This is a genomic window from Polaromonas sp., assembly GCF_029945685.1.
Taxonomy (GTDB): Bacteria; Pseudomonadota; Gammaproteobacteria; order Burkholderiales; family Burkholderiaceae_C; genus Polaromonas.
In genome coordinates, this window is sequence record NZ_JAQSDA010000007.1 from 265,531 (window position 1) to 282,538 (window position 17,008).

At 63.8% G+C, this 17,008-nt stretch carries 12 protein-coding genes; 8 read left to right on the forward strand and 4 right to left on the reverse strand.

The genetic code is table 11. From position 1 onward, the window contains the following. Positions 1 to 4,681 (reverse strand): filamentous hemagglutinin N-terminal domain-containing protein (locus PSV26_RS05270; RefSeq protein ID WP_300568565.1); only part of this gene is annotated, 4,681 nt, incomplete at its 3' end. A gap of 250 nt (positions 4,682 to 4,931) precedes the next feature. On the opposite strand from PSV26_RS05270, the gene PSV26_RS05275 reads away from it, so the two are divergent. Together PSV26_RS05275 and PSV26_RS05280 are read left to right on the forward strand one after the other, a co-directional pair. Beyond that, positions 4,932 to 5,645: a response regulator transcription factor gene (locus tag PSV26_RS05275; protein ID WP_300568566.1), complete on the forward strand. Its 714-nt coding sequence runs from the start codon at positions 4,932 to 4,934 to the stop codon at positions 5,643 to 5,645. A gap of 19 nt (positions 5,646 to 5,664) precedes the next feature. Beyond that, on the forward strand, positions 5,665 to 7,491 hold the full coding sequence (locus tag PSV26_RS05280) for a sensor histidine kinase (RefSeq protein ID WP_300568567.1): 1,827 nt from the start codon (positions 5,665 to 5,667) through the stop codon (positions 7,489 to 7,491). Positions 7,492 to 7,588: 97 nt separating this feature from the next. On the opposite strand, the gene mnmA is transcribed toward PSV26_RS05280, so the two are convergent. Both mnmA and PSV26_RS05290 read right to left on the reverse strand, forming a co-directional pair. Next, positions 7,589 to 8,740, reverse strand: coding sequence for a tRNA 2-thiouridine(34) synthase MnmA (mnmA, locus tag PSV26_RS05285; protein WP_300568568.1), 1,152 nt, complete (start codon positions 8,738 to 8,740; stop codon positions 7,589 to 7,591). 38 nt (positions 8,741 to 8,778) lie between these two features. Next, entirely contained in the window at positions 8,779 to 9,276 is a 498-nt protein-coding gene (locus tag PSV26_RS05290) for an NUDIX hydrolase (RefSeq protein WP_300568569.1), read from the reverse strand. 147 nt (positions 9,277 to 9,423) lie between these two features. On the opposite strand from PSV26_RS05290, the gene PSV26_RS05295 reads away from it, so the two are divergent. From PSV26_RS05295 to PSV26_RS05315, 5 genes are all read left to right on the forward strand, one after another. Further along, positions 9,424 to 10,539 carry a Re/Si-specific NAD(P)(+) transhydrogenase subunit alpha gene (locus tag PSV26_RS05295; RefSeq protein WP_300568571.1) on the forward strand — a complete coding sequence of 372 codons (1,116 nt, stop codon included), beginning with the start codon at positions 9,424 to 9,426 and terminating at the stop codon, positions 10,537 to 10,539. 41 nt (positions 10,540 to 10,580) lie between these two features. Next, on the forward strand, positions 10,581 to 10,916 hold the full coding sequence (locus tag PSV26_RS05300) for an NAD(P) transhydrogenase subunit alpha (protein WP_300568573.1): 336 nt from the start codon (positions 10,581 to 10,583) through the stop codon (positions 10,914 to 10,916). After that, positions 10,913 to 12,346 (forward strand): NAD(P)(+) transhydrogenase (Re/Si-specific) subunit beta, encoded by a 1,434-nt coding sequence (locus PSV26_RS05305; protein WP_300568575.1) that lies wholly within the window; start codon positions 10,913 to 10,915, stop codon positions 12,344 to 12,346. Before PSV26_RS05300 ends, PSV26_RS05305 begins: the two co-directional genes overlap by 4 nt. Before the next feature lie 160 nt (positions 12,347 to 12,506). Beyond that, positions 12,507 to 14,195 (forward strand): long-chain-fatty-acid--CoA ligase, encoded by a 1,689-nt coding sequence (locus PSV26_RS05310; protein WP_300568577.1) that lies wholly within the window; start codon positions 12,507 to 12,509, stop codon positions 14,193 to 14,195. Positions 14,196 to 14,359: 164 nt separating this feature from the next. Next, positions 14,360 to 15,118 (forward strand): 5'-methylthioadenosine/adenosylhomocysteine nucleosidase, encoded by a 759-nt coding sequence (locus tag PSV26_RS05315; protein ID WP_300568578.1) that lies wholly within the window; start codon positions 14,360 to 14,362, stop codon positions 15,116 to 15,118. A 158-nt stretch (positions 15,119 to 15,276) separates the two neighbouring features. On the opposite strand, the gene corA is transcribed toward PSV26_RS05315, so the two are convergent. Further along, positions 15,277 to 16,263, reverse strand: a complete 987-nt coding sequence (gene corA, locus PSV26_RS05320; RefSeq protein WP_300559225.1) for a magnesium/cobalt transporter CorA — start codon at positions 16,261 to 16,263, stop codon at positions 15,277 to 15,279. Between the two features lie 409 nt (positions 16,264 to 16,672). Between corA and raiA the strand changes: the two genes are divergently transcribed. Next, a complete protein-coding gene (gene raiA / locus PSV26_RS05325; protein WP_300515881.1) occupies positions 16,673 to 17,002 on the forward strand; it encodes a ribosome-associated translation inhibitor RaiA in 330 nt (109 codons plus the stop codon). Positions 17,003 to 17,008: the final 6 nt, after the last annotated feature.

A 17,008-nucleotide genomic window follows, 5' to 3' on the forward strand; every position in this document is an offset into this window, starting at 1 on the left:
TGGTGTTGCCGTCATAGGTCTTGGCCGTCGCGGCCATGCCGGTGACGGTCAGGGCCTTGGCGGTGATCGCTGCATTGGCGCCGGTGTAGCCCAGCGCCGCATAACCCGTCGGGCCAGTCAATGTGCCTTGCGTGATGGCATAACTGCCGACATTGGCTCCGGCAGCGACGGCCAGTGCGCCCGTCAGTGCATCCTGCGTAAACACATTGCCATACGCCGCAGCGTCGATCAGGCCGGTGGTGGCATAAGTTGCAGCGGCCGAGGTGCTGCCGTCGTAGACCTTGGTCTGGGCGTTGGCTGCAACGTTGACGGTGGGTTGCTGGGCAAACACATAGCGGTTGCCGCTGGCAATTGTGGCTGGCGCGTTGCCAGCGTGGGTGGCGTTCCAGATCGCGTTGTTGCCCGAGGCCAGGCCGCCGAAGGTGTTGCCTGCCGGCGCATTGGAGTACACCAGCCAGCGGCCGTTGCCAGCCGTCAGCGCATTGGTGCCCGCGTTGTTGACAAAGGTGGTACCCGACAAAACGATGGCATCGCCCGTTGCGGTGGAGCTGATGGTGCCGCCGGCATTCAGAGTCATTGCGTTGCCGGCCAGCAGGTTCAGCTTGCCCCCCACGGTGACCGCGGAATTGACGGTGATGTTGTTGGTCGCCTGTAATGTCACGGTAGAGCCCGAGCCCGCCGCGTTGGCCAGCAGGGCCGGGTTGACGTTGGCGGTACCGCTGCTGTTGTTGATGGCCGCTGCTGTGTTGCCGGGGTCTGGCATCAGCCAGACGGCACCACGGTTGCCATTGAACGATGGACTGAGCGCCAGGAAATTGCCGTTGTTCAATGCAGCCCCGCCGCTGCCCAGGTTGTCGTTGGTCGTGGTGCCGACCAGCGAGTTGGCGGCCGAGACGGCTCCGCGGACACCCGCTGTACCGCTGCCCCAGGTGAGCGCACCTGCATTGACCGCGCCCGTGTTGTCCCAGCTGCTGCTGCGAACCACATAGTTTCCGTTGCTCAGCAGGGTGACGATATTGCCCACACTGTCGCTGGCCGTCGTGCCTACCAGTGAATTGGCGCTCGTTACGGCACCGCTGATACCGGTGGTGCCGCTGCCCCAGGTAAAGGCACCCGTATTAACGACGCCTGCGTTGTCCCACTGGGGACTGCGCACTAAGTAGTTGCCGTTGCTAAGGCCGAAGATGCTCTCGCCCACCACATCGCCGGCCGTGGTGCCAACCAATGAATTGGCGCTGGAGATGGCCCCACTGACACCGACCGTGCCACTGCCCCAGGTCGCTGCACCGGCGTTGACAACGCCGGCGTTATCCCAAAAAAAACTGCTTACGGCGTAGTTTCCGTTGCTCAAAGCCGTGACCCCACCGGCGCCGACCGAGTCGTTGGCCGTGCTGCCGACCAGCGAGTTGGCCGCCGAGACTGCGCCACTGACACCCGCCGTGCCGCTGCCCCAGGTCACCGCACCTGCACTGAGCGCGCCAGTGTTGCCCCAGCTTCGGCTGATCACCACGTAGTTGGCATTGCTGAGAGCGGTGATGCCGTCGCCCACGCCGTCGTTGGCCTTGGTGCCAACCAACGAGTTGGCAGCTGAGATGGCGCCGCTGATGCCGGTGGCGCCGTTGCCCCAGGTGGCCGCCCCTGCATCAACGACGCCGGCGTTGTCCCAGGACTGGTTTCGAACGACGTAGTTGCCATTGCCCAGTGTGGTGATGGCGTTTTGGCCCACAAGATCCCCGGCCGTTGTGCCGACGAGGGAGTTGGCTGCCGAGACGGCACCGCTCAGGCCTGCCGTCCCGCTGCCCCAGGTCACGGCACCTGCGTTGGCAGCCCCCGTGTTACTCCAGAATGGGCTGCTGACCACATAGTTGCCATTGCTCAGTGCGGCGACGCCATTGGAGCCTATCCGGTCATTGGCCGTGGTACCGACCAGGGAGTTGGCCGCCGAGACAGCGCCGCTGATACCCGTTGCGCCGCTGCCCCAAGTGACCGCACCTGCATTGACAACGCTTATGTTGTCCCAGTTCTGACTGCGAACGACGTAGTTGCCATTGCTGAGTACGGTGATGCCGCTGCCCACCTGGTCGCTGCCAGTGCTACCGACCAGCGAGTTGGCTGCCGAAACAGCACCGACGACACCCGTCGTGCCGTCGCCCCAGGTCACTGCACCTGCATTGACCGCGCCGGATTTGTCCCAATTGGGGCTGCTGACCACATAGTTGCCGTTGCCCAGCGCGTAAACAAAGCCGCTCCCGACCTGGTCGCTGCCTGTCGTGCCGACCAGGGAGTTGACTGCCGAAACTGCGCCGCTGACGCCTCCTGTGCCGCTGCCCCAGGTGACCGCACCTGCACTGGATACGCCGGCGTTGGTCCAGTTTTGGCTGGTCACCACATAGTTGCCATTTCCCAGCGCGGTGACGTTGGTACCTACTCGATCATTGGCTGTGGTGCCCACCAGAGAGTTTGTTGCCGAAACGGCACCGCTGATGCCCGCCGTGCCACTGCCCCAGGTGACAGCACCTGCAGCGGATGCCCCGGCGTTGTTCCAGTTCTGGCTGCTGACCACATAATCGCCATTGCTCAGGGCACTGACGAAATTCCCGCCCACCTGATCGCTGGCCGAGGTGCCGACCAGGGAGTTGGCTGCCGAGACAGCGCCGCTGATACCCGCTGCGCCGCTGCCCCAGGTGACGGCGCCCGCATTGACCGCGCCGGTGTTGTCCCAGTTCTGGCTGCGAACGACATAGTTGCCGTTGCTCAATGCGGTAACGCCGCCGATACCCACCTGGTCGCTGGCAGTGCTGCCGACGAGCGAGTTGGAACCAGATACCGCGCCGCTTATGCCGGCGACGCCACTGCCCCAGGTGACCGCGCCGGCATCGACCACGGCCGCGTTGTCCCAGACACTGCTGCGAACCACATAGTTGCCGTTGTTGAGCGCTGTGATGCCGGCGCTGCCCACCTGGTCATTGGCCGTGGTGCCGTAAAGCGCCGATATCAGCGCCCCGGTCGTGCCGTTGTAGAGGTACACAGCCCCTGCGCCGGTAGCGCCTGAGTTGTCGAGCTGGGACACCACCACGATATTGCCGCCACTGAGCTGGGTCGCCGACAGACCATGCTGGTCATTGGCAGTCGGCGTCGGGTCAGCCAGGTCGATGTAAAACGAAGCCGGTGCGACCGCATCAATCACGATATTGGTCGGGTCATACAGAATTTGCCCGCCTGTGCCCACCTCGGTGGTGCCGCCCAGGTTCAGCGTGCCTTTGGATGAAACCTCGATAAACCCCCGCTCGCCGGCCTGGGCCTTGCCAAAGTAGTTCGTGGTGTCGTCGGACCAGACCACGATGCTGCCATCTTTGCCGTTGGCCTTCAGCGAGGTGGCTCCGCTGACCGTGACCGTGCGGGCGTTGGTGATGTCGGTGTCCAGCCCGTGCGCACCGCCGCCGATACGGATGCGGCCAGCCGAGTCGGCTGCAGACGCTCCGGACGCGTCCAGCCGGGCGGCCGACAGGGTCATGGACTGGCCGGCCACGGTAATGTTGCCGCCGGCCGCCTTGCTGGCGCCACCGCTCGCATCCACGGTGCCCGACAGATACGCATGCTGCCCGCCGTCCAGCCGGATATCACCGCCCTCGGCGCGGATGCGGGCGTCCTGCGTCTGCACCAGTGCATAACTGGCGCTCAGGTTGACGCTGTTCGCCTCCACGGCGCCGGCCTGCAGCACGCTGCGGGCCTGCCCCTCCACCGCTCCGGCTTTCAGGGTGCCGGTGTTGGTGACAATGCCGGCGTTGCTGTCGCCCAGCAGCCGGATCACGCCGTCTTCAGCCTGCACGCCGCGCGCTTCAATCACGCCGCTGTTGTTCACCACCGCGCTGACCAGCCGGTCGGCGGCCTGGGCCGTCATCAGCACCTTGCCGCCTTCGGCCTGGATCAAATGGCTGTTGTCGGCCAGCGCGCCGACCACGCCCTGGTTCACCGTCAAGCCCAGCAGGCTGCCGTTGTTGAGGTTCAGCGTGATGTCACTGCCCGCAGCCAGCGACACATTGCCGAGCCGGGCCTGAATGACGCCTTCGTTTTTGGCTTGCGTCGCGAGCAGTGCCACATAGCCGCCGTCCGCAGCAGTGAGTCGGCCCTGGTTGACCACGGAAGCGGTGCTGCTGCCGCTGAAGCGGTGGTTGCCGGCCATGAAGTCGTCGTTGGACAGGCCCAGGGTTGAGGCCACCAGCCCGCCAACGTTCACCTGCGCTGTGCTGCCGAACAGCACACCGTTCGGGTTGATCAGGAAGACCTGGCCGTTGGACGAGAGCTGCCCCATGATCTGCGACGCGTCCTGGCCCGCCACGCGGTTCAGGGCAATGGCTGCGGCACCGGGCTGATTGAAGGTGACGGACGCCGCGTTGCCGATGTTGAAGCTTTGCCAGTCGATGGCTGCGCGGGCGCTGGCCTGGGTAATGGTCATGCTGGCGCCGGACGCCTGGATGCTGGCCTGCCCGGCACTGACCTGGCCGCCCGCCGGCAGGGCGCCGGGGTCCAGCGCCATTGCGTTGAGGGCGCTCAGCAAGCCGGCGGCCAGCATGGCGCGCTTGACCGTGCCGGAAGTTTTGCCGCGACCGCGGGCGGTTTCACAGACGGCGACCCAGAGTGACAGACGGACGTTCCAGACGAGGCGGTAGGCATGGTTCATGGGAGTCCTCCAGATGTTGGTGTCGCCGGCTTAAGAAAAAAGCGCTCTTTAGTCTAGGAGGAAGGGCTTCTGTAAAGAACCCCATGAACCAGGGATTGCCGCGCCAGGGGTCGGCGCGTACAAACCCTCATACAAGCAGCTTGGATAGCCGCGATGCATGCGTGCTGGCGCGCTCTTGCTGAAACCGCTTCCCCACTTGCTGTTGCACTTATCATCGGCTGCTGTGCAGCCCCTTCCAAAGATTTCACCCATGCCCGAATGGCGCGTACTGATTGTTGAAGACGATGTTCCGACGCGGGACTTCTTCGCGGACAGCGTGTCACGCTGTGGGCAATTGCATCTGGTTGCCGGTGTGGGCACTTTCGATGAGGCGCGGGCTCTGATCGAGGACAAGAGCCAGGCCATTGACATCCTGCTGACCGACCTGGCCTTGCCCGACGGCAACGGGCTGGACCTGATCCGGCTGGCCGGTCGCTTGCGGCCCTCGTGCGAGGCGCTGGTGATTTCGATGTTCGGCGACGAAGACAGCGTGCTGTCCAGCGTCGAAGCCGGGGCGCTCGGTTATATCCAGAAGGATTTCACCCCGGACAACATTGCCCACACCATTCTGGAGATGAAGGACGGCGCCTCGCCGATCTCGCCCATGATTGCGCGCCGGGTGCTGGCCAAGTACCGCGCGCTGCACCTGGTCGATCAGGCGCCGCCTGCCGTCGCGGCCGGGACGCCCGCGGGCGGCCCGGTGCGCACCTTGCTGTCCGTTCGTGAACAGGAGGTCCTGGAGCTGATCGCGCGCGGCTTTTCCTATGCGGAAATTTCAAAACTTAAAAGTGTGAGCGTGCACACCGTCCAGTCCCACATCAAGAACCTCTACACCAAACTTGCGGTGCACTCCAAAAGCGAGGCGGTTTACGAGGCGACCCGGTTGGGCCTGCTGCAGCCGCCGTCGGCGGCTGACCCGCACTGAGCCGTGGGGGCCTGAGTACATGCGTGTCCGCGGTCTCTGGTGCGGGCTGGTGTGCGGCCTGCTTTGGTGGGGCAGCGCCCAGGCCGAGGTGCAGGAGCTGCGCCAGGCCAGGGCCGTGGTCACACTGCAGGGCAGTGCGCCGGTGCAGTCCGGCGTCGACTTGCCCTACCACTGGGACCGGCGCCATCCCGGGCTGGCGGGCACCGCGTCTTTCGAGATCGACTTCGCTGCGCCCGCCACCGCAGCCGATGCCTACGCCATCTACATTCCCAGGCTGGGGAACGCCTATGAGGTCTGGCTCAATGGCAACCTGCTCGACAGGAAAGGCGATCTGTCACGTTATAACGGCAGCGACTTTGCCAAGGTGCCGCGCTTCATTCCGGTGGCGACGGACCTGCTGCGGGCCGAGAACCGCCTGCTGATCCGTGTGCGGACCGACGTTGGCCGGCGCGGCGGACTGGCCGCGTCCGTGCTGGGCCCCGACCAGGAGGTCGAGCTGCTTTTTAAGGACGACTACAACTGGCGCGCGACCGGCACGCTGGTGGTGGTGGTGCTCAGCTTTCTGGTCGCCATGGTGGCGCTGGCCCTGTGGATCACCCAGACCGACCCGACGCGTGCCTTCCGCGCGGTCCGCGACCCGATGTACCTGCTGGGCGGGCTGGCCGAGCTGTTCTGGACGGTGCGCGTCGGCGATGTGCTGATCGAAAACCCGCTGCTGCCGTGGCCGGCCTGGGGCATGGTGACGGTGATGATGACGGGCGGCTGGCTGACCTGCATGGGGAGTTTTTGCGTACGGGTGGCGGGCTGGTCCGAACTCAAGCCAGCGATCTGGTTCAACCGCATGAACTGGACACTGTTTGCCACCGGCCTGCCCTTGATCGCCTGGGCGCTGGTGTTTGCATCGCCGCAGGTGCTGACCGCCTGGTACGGTGCGTATGCCCTGACGTTCACCTGCTTTATCGGCTTTTTCAGCTGGCGCGCGCTTCGCCACGCCACCCCGTCGCACCGGGTGGTGGCCGCGGCGCTTTTTGTCAATGTGCTGGTGGGCCTGCGCGACTGGTTTGTTTTTCGCATCAGCCCGTCCTACGCCGACAACACCTTGCTGCGCTACTCCTCGGTGCTGTTCGGGCTGGCACTGGCCTACATCGTGATCACGCGGTTTCGCGAGGTCAGCGCCCAGGCGCGCGACCTGATGAACAACCTGTCTGCCCGCATCTCGCAGAAAGAGCGCGAACTGGGTCAGTCTTACCAGAAGCTTGAACAGCTCGCCCGCGAGCAGGAGCGCGTCAGTGAGCGCACCCGCATCCTGCGTGACATGCACGACGGTGTGGGCGCCCATTTGAGCGCCGCGATTCGGCAACTGCAGTCGGGCAAGGCCAGCACGGACGACGTGTTGCAGACGCTGCGTTACACGCTGGACCAGCTCAAGCTGTCCATCGACGCCATGCATCTGTTGCCGGGCGACATCGGCTCGCTGCTGGCCAATCTGCGCTACCGGCTGGAGCCGCGTTTTGCGGCGTCGGACATCGAACTGCAGTGGGTGGTCGGCCCCCTGGAGCCGGTGGCCCACATGGACGCCAATGCCATGCGCCAGCTGCAGTTCATGGTGTTCGAGGCGCTGTCCAATGTGCTGCAGCATTCACAGGCCACCACGCTGGCGATCGAGGCGGAGATGGACGGGGCCGGCGTCTGCCTGCGGGTTGTCGACAACGGGCGCGGTTTCGACGCCGCCGCCGCGCCGCGCAAGGGGCTGCTGGCGATGCGTGAGCGGGCAAGCGCGATCGGCGTGGTCATCGCCGTCCAGAGCCGGCCGGGGCGCACGGCGGTCGAAATACGGATTCCGTGACCGGTTTGCCACGCGGGGTGCTATGAAATCAGTAGCTGTCGGCGCACATGCATCAAGGGCCAGGCCCTGATTTGATCAATAAGAACGGGAAGTGGGCTCAGGGCAGCGCCGGTGTGTTGCTCGCCGCAATCACGCCGCCGCCCAGGCAGACCTCGCCCTGGTAAAGCACGGCCGACTGACCCGGGGTGACGGCCCACTGCGGCTCGTCAAAACGCAGCGCGGCATGGGTCAAGGACGGCGCCACCAGCTGGCAGGCTGCGTCGGCCTGCCGGTAACGCGTTTTCGCCGCCAGGGTGCCGGCCGCCGGCGCCGCGCCGGCAACCCAGCTGCAGTCCTGCACCTGCACCTGCGTGGAGAGCAGCCAGGGATGGTCGTGGCCCTGCACCACCCAGAGGGTGTTGGTCGCCATGTCTTTGCGCGCCACAAACCAGGGCTCGTGTTCGCCGACGCCGCGCTGGCCGAGCGCCTGCACCGCCTTGAGCTCGGCGCCGCGCGCCTTCACGCCGCCTATGCCCAGGCCCTGGCGCTGGCCCAGGGTGTAAAAACTCAGGCCCACATGTTCGCCCAGCACCCGGCCCTGGTCGTTTCTGATGGGTCCCGGCGCCTTGGCGATGTAGCGGTTCAGGAACTCGCGGAACGGTCGTTCGCCGATGAAGCAGATGCCGGTCGAGTCCTTTTTCCTCGCGTTCGGCAGGCCGATCTCGTCAGCAATGCGCCGGACCTCGGTCTTCTTCAGTTCACCGACCGGGAACAGTGTTTTGGCCAGCTGCGCCTGGTTCAGCCGGTGCAGAAAATAGCTCTGGTCCTTGGCCGGGTCCAGGCCCTTGAGCAGTTCGTGCAGGCCGGTGCTTTCGTTCTTGCGCACACGCGCGTAGTGACCCGTCGCGATTTTTTCCGCGCCCAGCCGCATCGCATGGTCGAGAAAGGCCTTGAACTTGATTTCGGCGTTGCACAGGATGTCGGGGTTGGGCGTGCGCCCGGCCTGGTACTCGCGCAGGAACTCGGCAAAGACGCGGTCCTTGTAGTCGGCGGCAAAGTTGACATGTTCGATTTCGATGCCGATCACGTCGGCCACCGCCGCGGCGTCCACGAAGTCGATGTTGGACGAACAGAACTCGCTGTCATCGTCATCTTCCCAGTTCTTCATGAAGATGCCGATGACTTCATGGCCCTGCTGTTTGAGCAGGTGCGCGGTCACCGCGGAGTCCACCCCGCCGCTCAAACCGACAACGATACGTTGTTTGTGCATTGCAGCATTTTAGGCGGTGACCCAATTCCGTGAGAGGCTCAGGGCCTGGCGTCGTAGACGCTGGGGTCGGTGGTCAGCAGGTCGACGGGGTAACGCTTGCCGGCCAGGTAGTCTTCCATGCAGGTCAGCAACAAGGGACTGCGGTGCAAGTGAGCGCAAGCCCTGATCTCATCGGGGCTCATCCACAGGGTGCGCACAATGCCTTCGTCCAGCGCCTGCCCCGCCACTTCCTCGCCCAGCGTGCCGCAAAATGCGAACCGCAGGTAGGTGATGTCCAGCGGTGTGTCCTGGCCAGGCACCGGTTTTTCGAAGCGCGACATATAGATACCCACCAGCGCCTGCGGCGTGAAGTGAAACGCGGTTTCCTCCAGCGTTTCCCGCGCGCAGCCCTGGATCGGACTTTCGCCCTCGTCCAGGTGGCCGGCCGGGTTGTTCAGACGCAGGCCATCCTGCGTGTGTTCCTCCACCAGCAAAAACCGGCCCTCGCGCTCGATGATGGCGGCGACCGTGACACTGGGTTTCCATCGTGTATTCATCGCCGCATTATCCGTGGGCAAGCGGTCCGCACGGGAGCCTGCGCGACTTCCAGAGAGCCGCGTCCAGAAAAAGCGCGGGAAACTCATGTAAGCTAGCTGACAGGTAACAATTTCACGTAGAACTACTTACGCAACGAGGAGACACCCATGCGAATCGGGGTACCGGCCGAAATCACGGCGGGGGAAACACGCGTTGCCGTCACGCCCGAGACGGCCAAAAAACTCAAGGGCCTGGGCCACACGGTCGTCATCCAGTCCGGTGCCGGCGTGGCCGCCAGTGTTCCTGACGAGGCCTATGTAGCCGCCGGTGCCGAGATCACCGATGCCGCCGGCGCCTATGCGTCCGACATCGTGCTCAAGGTACGCTGCCCGCTGGACAGCGAGATCGGGCTGGCCCGGGCCGGCACCGTGCTGGTCGGCATGCTCAACCCGTTTGATGCCGCCGGCCTGCAACGCCTGGCGGGTGCCCAGCTGACGTCGTTTGCCCTGGAAGCCGCGCCACGCACCAGCCGCGCGCAAAGCATGGACGTGCTCTCGTCGCAGGCCAACATCGCCGGTTACAAGGCGGTGATGATGGCGGCCGACAAATACCAGCGCTTTTTCCCGATGCTGATGACCGCCGCCGGCACCGTCAAGGCCGCCCGCGTGGTGATCCTGGGCGTCGGTGTGGCCGGCCTGCAGGCGATTGCCACGGCCAAACGCCTGGGCGCGGTGATCGAGGCCAGCGACGTGCGGCCCAGCGTCAAGGAGCAGGTCGAATCGCTGGGCGGCAAGTTCATTGACGTGCCCTACGAGACCGACGAGGAGCGCGAAGCCGCCGTCGGCGTTGGCGGTTATGCCAAACCGATGCCGCCCAGCTGGCTGGAGCGCCAAAAAGCCGAGGTCGCCAAACGCGTGGCCCAGGCCGACGTGGTGATCACCACCGCGCTGATTCCCGGCCGCGCCGCGCCGGTGCTGGTGACCGAGGACATGGTCAAGGCCATGAAGCCGGGCAGCGTGATTGTGGATCTGGCCGCGCCGCAGGGCGGCAACTGCCCGCTGACCGAGGCCGGAAAAACAGTCGTCAAGCATGGCGTCACGCTGATTGGCGAGACCAATCTGCCGGCGCTGGTGGCGGCCGACGCCAGCGCGCTCTACGCACGCAACCTGCTGGACTTCCTCAAGCTGGTCATCAGCAAGGAAGGCACGCTCAACATCGATCTGGAAGACGACATCGTGGCGGCCTGCCTGATGACGCAGGCCGGCGAAGTCAAGAAAAAATAACCAGGGCCGGCTGCTGCGCCGACCGACCAGGAGAAAAGACCATGGATGTCGTGTCCCCCACCATCATCAACCTCATCATCTTCGTGTTGGCCATCTACGTGGGTTACCACGTGGTGTGGACCGTCACGCCTGCGCTGCACACCCCGCTGATGGCCGTGACCAATGCGATTTCGGCGATTGTCATCGTCGGCGCCATGCTGGCTGCCGCGCTGACCGTCACACCGCTGGGCAAAACCATGGGCGTACTGGCCGTGGCGCTGGCCGCCGTCAATGTGTTCGGTGGCTTCCTGGTGACGCGCCGCATGCTCGAGATGTTCCGCAAGAAGGAAAAGAAAACCGTTGCGGCTGACGCAGCGGGCTCGGGAGCTGCCAAATGAGCATGAATGTTGTCACGCTGCTGTACCTGGTGGCCTCCGTCTGTTTCATCCAGGCGCTCAAGGGCCTGTCGCACCCCACGACCTCGATCCGCGGCAACCTGTTCGGCATGGTCGGCATGGGCATCGCCATATTGACCACCGGCGCCCTGATCGTGCAGATTTCCGGGGGCAAGGCCTTCGGCATGGTGTATGTGCTGGGCGCCCTGCTGGCGGGCGGCACCGCCGGCACGATCATGGCCAAACGGGTCGAGATGACCAAGATGCCGGAGCTGGTGGCCTTCATGCACAGCATGATCGGCCTGGCTGCGGTGTTCATCGCGGTGGCCGCCATGGCCGAGCCGGACGCCTTTGGCATCGTGGCTGCGGGCCTGCCCACGGCGGCGATTCCGGCCGGCAACCGGCTCGAGCTTTTCCTCGGTGCGGCCATCGGCGCCATCACCTTTAGTGGCTCGGTGATTGCCTTCGGCAAGCTCAGCGGCAAGTACAAGTTCCGCCTGTTCCAGGGCGCGCCGGTCACCTTTGCCGGCCAGCATATGCTCAACCTGGTGCTGGGCATCGCCACGCTGGCGCTGGGCCTGGTGTTCATGTTCACCGGCAACTGGACCGCATTTTTTGCGATGCTGGCACTGTCCTTCGTGCTCGGCGTGCTGATCATCATTCCGATCGGCGGCGCCGACATGCCGGTGGTGGTGTCCATGCTCAACAGTTATTCCGGCTGGGCCGCGGCCGGCATCGGCTTCTCGCTGAACAATGCCATGCTGATCGTGGCGGGCTCGCTGGTGGGCTCGTCGGGCGCCATCCTGTCCTACATCATGTGCAAGGCGATGAACCGTTCCTTTTTCAACGTGATCCTGGGCGGCTTCGGCGGCGAGGCGGGCACGGCGGCCGCCGGTGCCAAGGAGCAGCGTCCGGTCAAGTCCGGCTCGGCCGACGACGCGGCCTTCATCCTGGGCAATGCCGAAACCGTGATCATCGTGCCGGGTTACGGCCTGGCGGTGGCGCGTGCCCAGCATTCGGTGAAGGAACTCGCGCAGAAACTCACCGAGCGCGGTGTCAACGTCAAGTACGCCATCCATCCGGTGGCGGGGCGCATGCCTGGCCATATGAACGTGCTGCTGGCGGAGGCCGAGGTGCCTTATGACCAGGTCTTCGAAATGGAAGACATCAACGCCGAGTTCGGCCAGGCCGACGTGGCCATCATTCTGGGTGCCAACGACGTCGTCAACCCGGCCGCCCACGTCAAGGGCAGTGCCATCTACGGCATGCCGATTCTCGAGGCCTACAAAGCAAAAACCGTGATCGTCAACAAACGTTCGATGGCCGCCGGTTACGCCGGGCTGGACAACGAACTGTTCTACATGGACAAGACCATGATGGTCTTCGGCGATGCGAAAAAAGTGATTGAGGACATGGGCAAGGCGATTGAGTAATCCGCCGGCCGTTCGCCGCTTTTTCCGTGCAAAAGACGTGAGTTGGAGGGGTTTCCCTTCTGATTTGGCCGTTTCCTAAGGGAAAACGCAATAGCCCCGCAGAGGGTCGCGCCACGACAATCCGTGGCAGTTGTTCAATCGTCATCTGGAGAAGACAAGCATGAATGCATCCACCCTAGACCGCCCCTGGCTGAGCGCCTATCCTCCAGGCGTTCCTGCCGACATCGATGCGTCCCAGTACGCCTCGCTGGTGGCTCTGATGGAAGAGAGCTTCGCGAAAAACGCCGGCGCCGTCGCCTACAGCTTCATGGGCAAGGAGGTCACCTTCGGCCAGACGGACAGCCTGTCGCAGGCGTTCGCGGCTTACCTGCAGGGACTGGGGCTGGTCAAGGGCGACCGTGTGGCCATCATGATGCCCAATGTGCCGCAATACCCGGTGACAGTGGCCGCCATCCTGCGTGCCGGCTTTGTGGTGGTCAATGTCAATCCGCTGTACACCCCGCGCGAACTCGAGCACCAGCTCAAGGATTCGGGCGCCAAGGCGATTGTCATCATCGAAAACTTCGCCAACACGCTGGAACAATGTATTGCGAACACGCCGGTCAAGCATGTGGTGCTCACGGCGATGGGCGATCAGCTCGGCGTGCTCAAGGGCGCGCTGGTCAATTACGTGGTCCGCAACGTCAAGAAAATGGTTCCGGCCTTCAACCTGCCGGGCGCCGTGCGTTTCAATGACGCGGTGGCCCAGGGAACGCGCGGCAGCCTCAAGCGCCCCGACATCAAGCCTGACGACGTGGCGGTGCTGCAGTACACCGGCGGCACCACCGGTGTTTCCAAGGGCGCAGTGCTGCTGCACCGCAATGTGATTGCCAACGTGCTTCAGTCCGAAGCGTGGAATGGCCCGGCCATGGCCGGCATGGCGCCGGGTGTGCAGCCGACTTACGTTTGCGCGCTGCCGCTGTACCACATCTTCGCGTTCACGGTGAACATGATGCTGGGCATGCGTACCGGCGGCAAGAACATCCTGATCCCGAACCCGCGGGACCTTCCGGCCGTGCTCAAGGAACTGTCCAAACACAAGGTGCACAGCTTCCCGGCGGTCAACACGCTGTTCAACGGTCTGGCCAACCACCCGGACTTCAACACCGTGGACTGGTCACACCTGAAGATCTCGCTGGGCGGCGGCATGGCGGTGCAAAGCGCGGTGGCCAAACTGTGGCTTGAAAAAACCGGTTGCCCGATCTGCGAAGGTTACGGCCTGTCGGAAACCTCGCCGTCGGCCAGCTGCAACCCGACCAACAGCAAGGCCTTCACCGGCACCATTGGGGTGCCGATTCCCGGCACCTGGTTCAAGCTGCTTGACGACGACGGTAACGAGGTGCCGAACGGCCAGCCCGGCGAGATTGCCATCAAGGGCCCGCAGGTCATGGCCGGCTACTGGCAGCGGCCCGACGAAACCGCCAAGGTCATGACGCCCGACGGCTACTTCAAGTCCGGTGACATCGGCATTGTCGACGAGCACGGCTTCTTCAAGATCGTGGATCGCAAGAAGGACATGATTCTCGTCAGCGGTTTCAATGTCTACCCCAACGAAGTCGAGGACGTGATCTCCGGCATGGAAGGCGTGATGGAATGCGCCTGCGTCGGGGTGGTGGACGACAAGTCCGGCGAAGCCGTCAAGCTGGTCATCGTCAAGAAGAACCCGGACCTCACGGAAGCCCAGGTGCGCGAGTTCTGCAAGACCAACCTGACCGGCTACAAGCAGCCCAAGGTGGTCGAGTTCCGCACCGAGCTGCCGAAAACCCCGGTCGGCAAGATCCTGCGCAGGGAGTTGCGCGACAAGAAGTAAGACAGAGTCCTGCTTCTTTCAGCGCAGGCTGACCACTGTCCCGCTGGCAGGGCTGGTCATGCCGGAGCGACAGGGAGCGAGACACAGGCCGGAAACGGCGGCGGACAAAAGGCGACTCAGGTCGCCTTTTTTGTTTCATGTCGGGGTTCGGGCACACTCGGGTGATGAAACCTACCGCCATTCTGAGCGCGCTGGCTGAAGAGCAGCATGGCTTGATCGACCTGTTGCGCGGCGCGCACAAGACCCGTCACGCCGGCCGCGACTTCTGGCAGGGGGAACTGCATGGCCAGCCGGTGGTGTTGGCCTTGTCGAAAATCGGCAAGGTGGCCGCGGCCACCACGGCGACGGCACTGATCGAGCGGTTTTCCGTGGGACGCATGGTGTTTACCGGCGTCGCGGGAGGTGTGGGCAAGGGTGTGCAGGTCGGCGATGTGGTGGTGGCGACCGATTTTCTCCAGCACGACCTGGATGTCTCGCCGCTGTTTCCCCGGTATGAGGTGCCGTTTTACGGCAAAGCCCGTTTCGACGGCGATGTCGAGCTCACCGCGCAGCTTCATGCGGCGGCCTGCGCGGCGCTGGCTTCGGCCGACGCGCGCCAGCCGATGCAGCGATTTCCGCAGGCCCGCGTGCACCAGGGGCTGCTGGCCAGCGGCGACCGTTTTGTTTCGGGCGCGCAGGAATCGCGCGCGCTGCAGGCCACGCTGGCCGGGGCCGGACATGCGGTGCTCGCCGTCGAGATGGAGGGCGCCGCCGTGGCCCAGGTCTGCCTGGATTACGGCGTGCCCTTTGCCGCCATGCGCACCATTTCAGACCGCGCCGACGACAGTGCGCATGTCGACTTTGCCCGCTTTGTGGACGAGGTGGCCAGCCACTACGCGCAGGCCATTGTTGAGCGGTTTTTACTGTCGCTATCAATAAGGTAGCTGCTGGCGTCCGCCACATAAGTGCTGGAGATCGATTTGACTCACAAACACAGGGCGAACGGGCTACCGCGGGCAGCCGTGGGGACTCTTCATGCCGGCCCGCAGGCGCAGCGGCCCCCCGGTGGCAGGGAGTTACAGACAGTGAACGACCGTGGGGGCTACTTCAACCAGCCACGGCGCCGGAAGTACCACATCGGTACCACCGCACTCGCTGCCATCAGAGCCAGCGCATACGGATAGCCCAGCGCCCAGTCGAGTTCCGGCATCAGCTTGAAGTTCATGCCGTACACGCTGGCGATCAGCGTGGGCGGAAGCAAGGCAACGCTGGCCACCGAGAAGATCTTGATGATCTTGTTCTGGTTGATGTTGATGAAACCGACCGTGGCGTCCATCAGGAAGTTGATCTTATCAAAGAGAAAAGCCGTGTGCGAGTCCAGCGAGTCGATGTCGCGCAGAATCTGGCGCGCCTCCTCGAACTGCTCGCTGTTGAGCATCTTGCTGCGCATCATGAAGCTCACGGCACGGCGCGTGTCCATCACGTTGCGGCGGATGCGTCCGCTCAGGTCCTCGTGGCGGGCAATGGCGCCCAGCACCTCGCCGGCCATCACGTCCGTCACATCGCCCGACAGCACCTTGGTGCTGACCTTTTCGAGGTCGATGTAAATGCCTTCCAGGGTATCGGCCGAGTATTCAGCGTCGGCGTCGAACAGCTTGAGCAACACCTCCTTGGCGTCTTCGATCAGACCCGGCGCGCGGCGCGCGCGCATGCGCAGCAGGCGGAATACCGGCACGTCCTCGTCGTGAATCGAAAACAGCACACCCTTGCTCTTGAGGTTGTCATTGACCAGGTTCAGGATGAAAGCGACCCGCACGGTGCGGGGTTCTTCATCGTCGGCGATCAGGAAGTCGGAGCGGATGTGCAGCTCGCCGTTGTCTTCCTCGTAAAAACGCGCGGACTCCTCGATGTCCTCGTCCATCACGTCTTCGGGAATCGACAGGCCGTAATACTGCTTGATCCAGCGTTTTTCTTCGAGTGTCGGTGATTCCAGGTCGACCCAGATGGGCTGGAACCGGGAGAGTTCTTCGAGCGACTCGATCTCTTCCTGGAACAGGCGCCCGTTGGCGAGCGTGAAAATATTGAGCATGACTGGCTCCCAATCGGTTTGGGGGCGCCGGCACCGGGCAGGCGTCTGCCCGGCGTTGGCGGGGTTGTGGATGGTGGCATCGCTTTCAACCCCGGGATGACGCTGGCGTCAGTCTGCGGTGCTGAAAGCTAGCGACTGGGGCTGCTTTCCAAGGATTTCTCCGTATTGACCAAGCTGCGATTATGGCATTTTGGCCCGGAATTCACTACCTCTTCCGGCCCGGCGCCAGGTTCCCGGCGCGGGGGTCAAGGACCTTTTCCGACCGTTTCATTTTTTGTTGCGATGCACGGTTGCGTTTGCTCCGGTTCGGGCGCATAGTGAAAACAAGAGAGTTGTCCGTCCGCCGCCCGGCAGGCCTGCCAGGGCGGTGTTTTTAACCCCCCTCCAGCCATGGAAAAGGAGTCTCTTTATGAATTTGACGATCAGCGGTCACCACCTTGAAGTTACCCCCGCCTTGCGCGGCTACGTGACCAGCAAGCTGGATCGGATCACGCGGCATTTTGACCAGGTGGTGGATGTCAAGGTTCTTTTGACGGTGGATAACATGAAGGAAAAGGAGTTGCGCCAGAGAGCCGAGTGCAATGTGCATGTCAAGGGACGCGACCTGTTCGCCGAAAGCTCGCATGCTGACCTGTATGCAGCGGTGGATGACCTCGCGGACAAGCTGGACCGTCAGGTCGGCCGCTACAAGACCAAAACCCAGGATCACCACCACGTGACTGCCAAGCGGGAGATGTAAGCGACA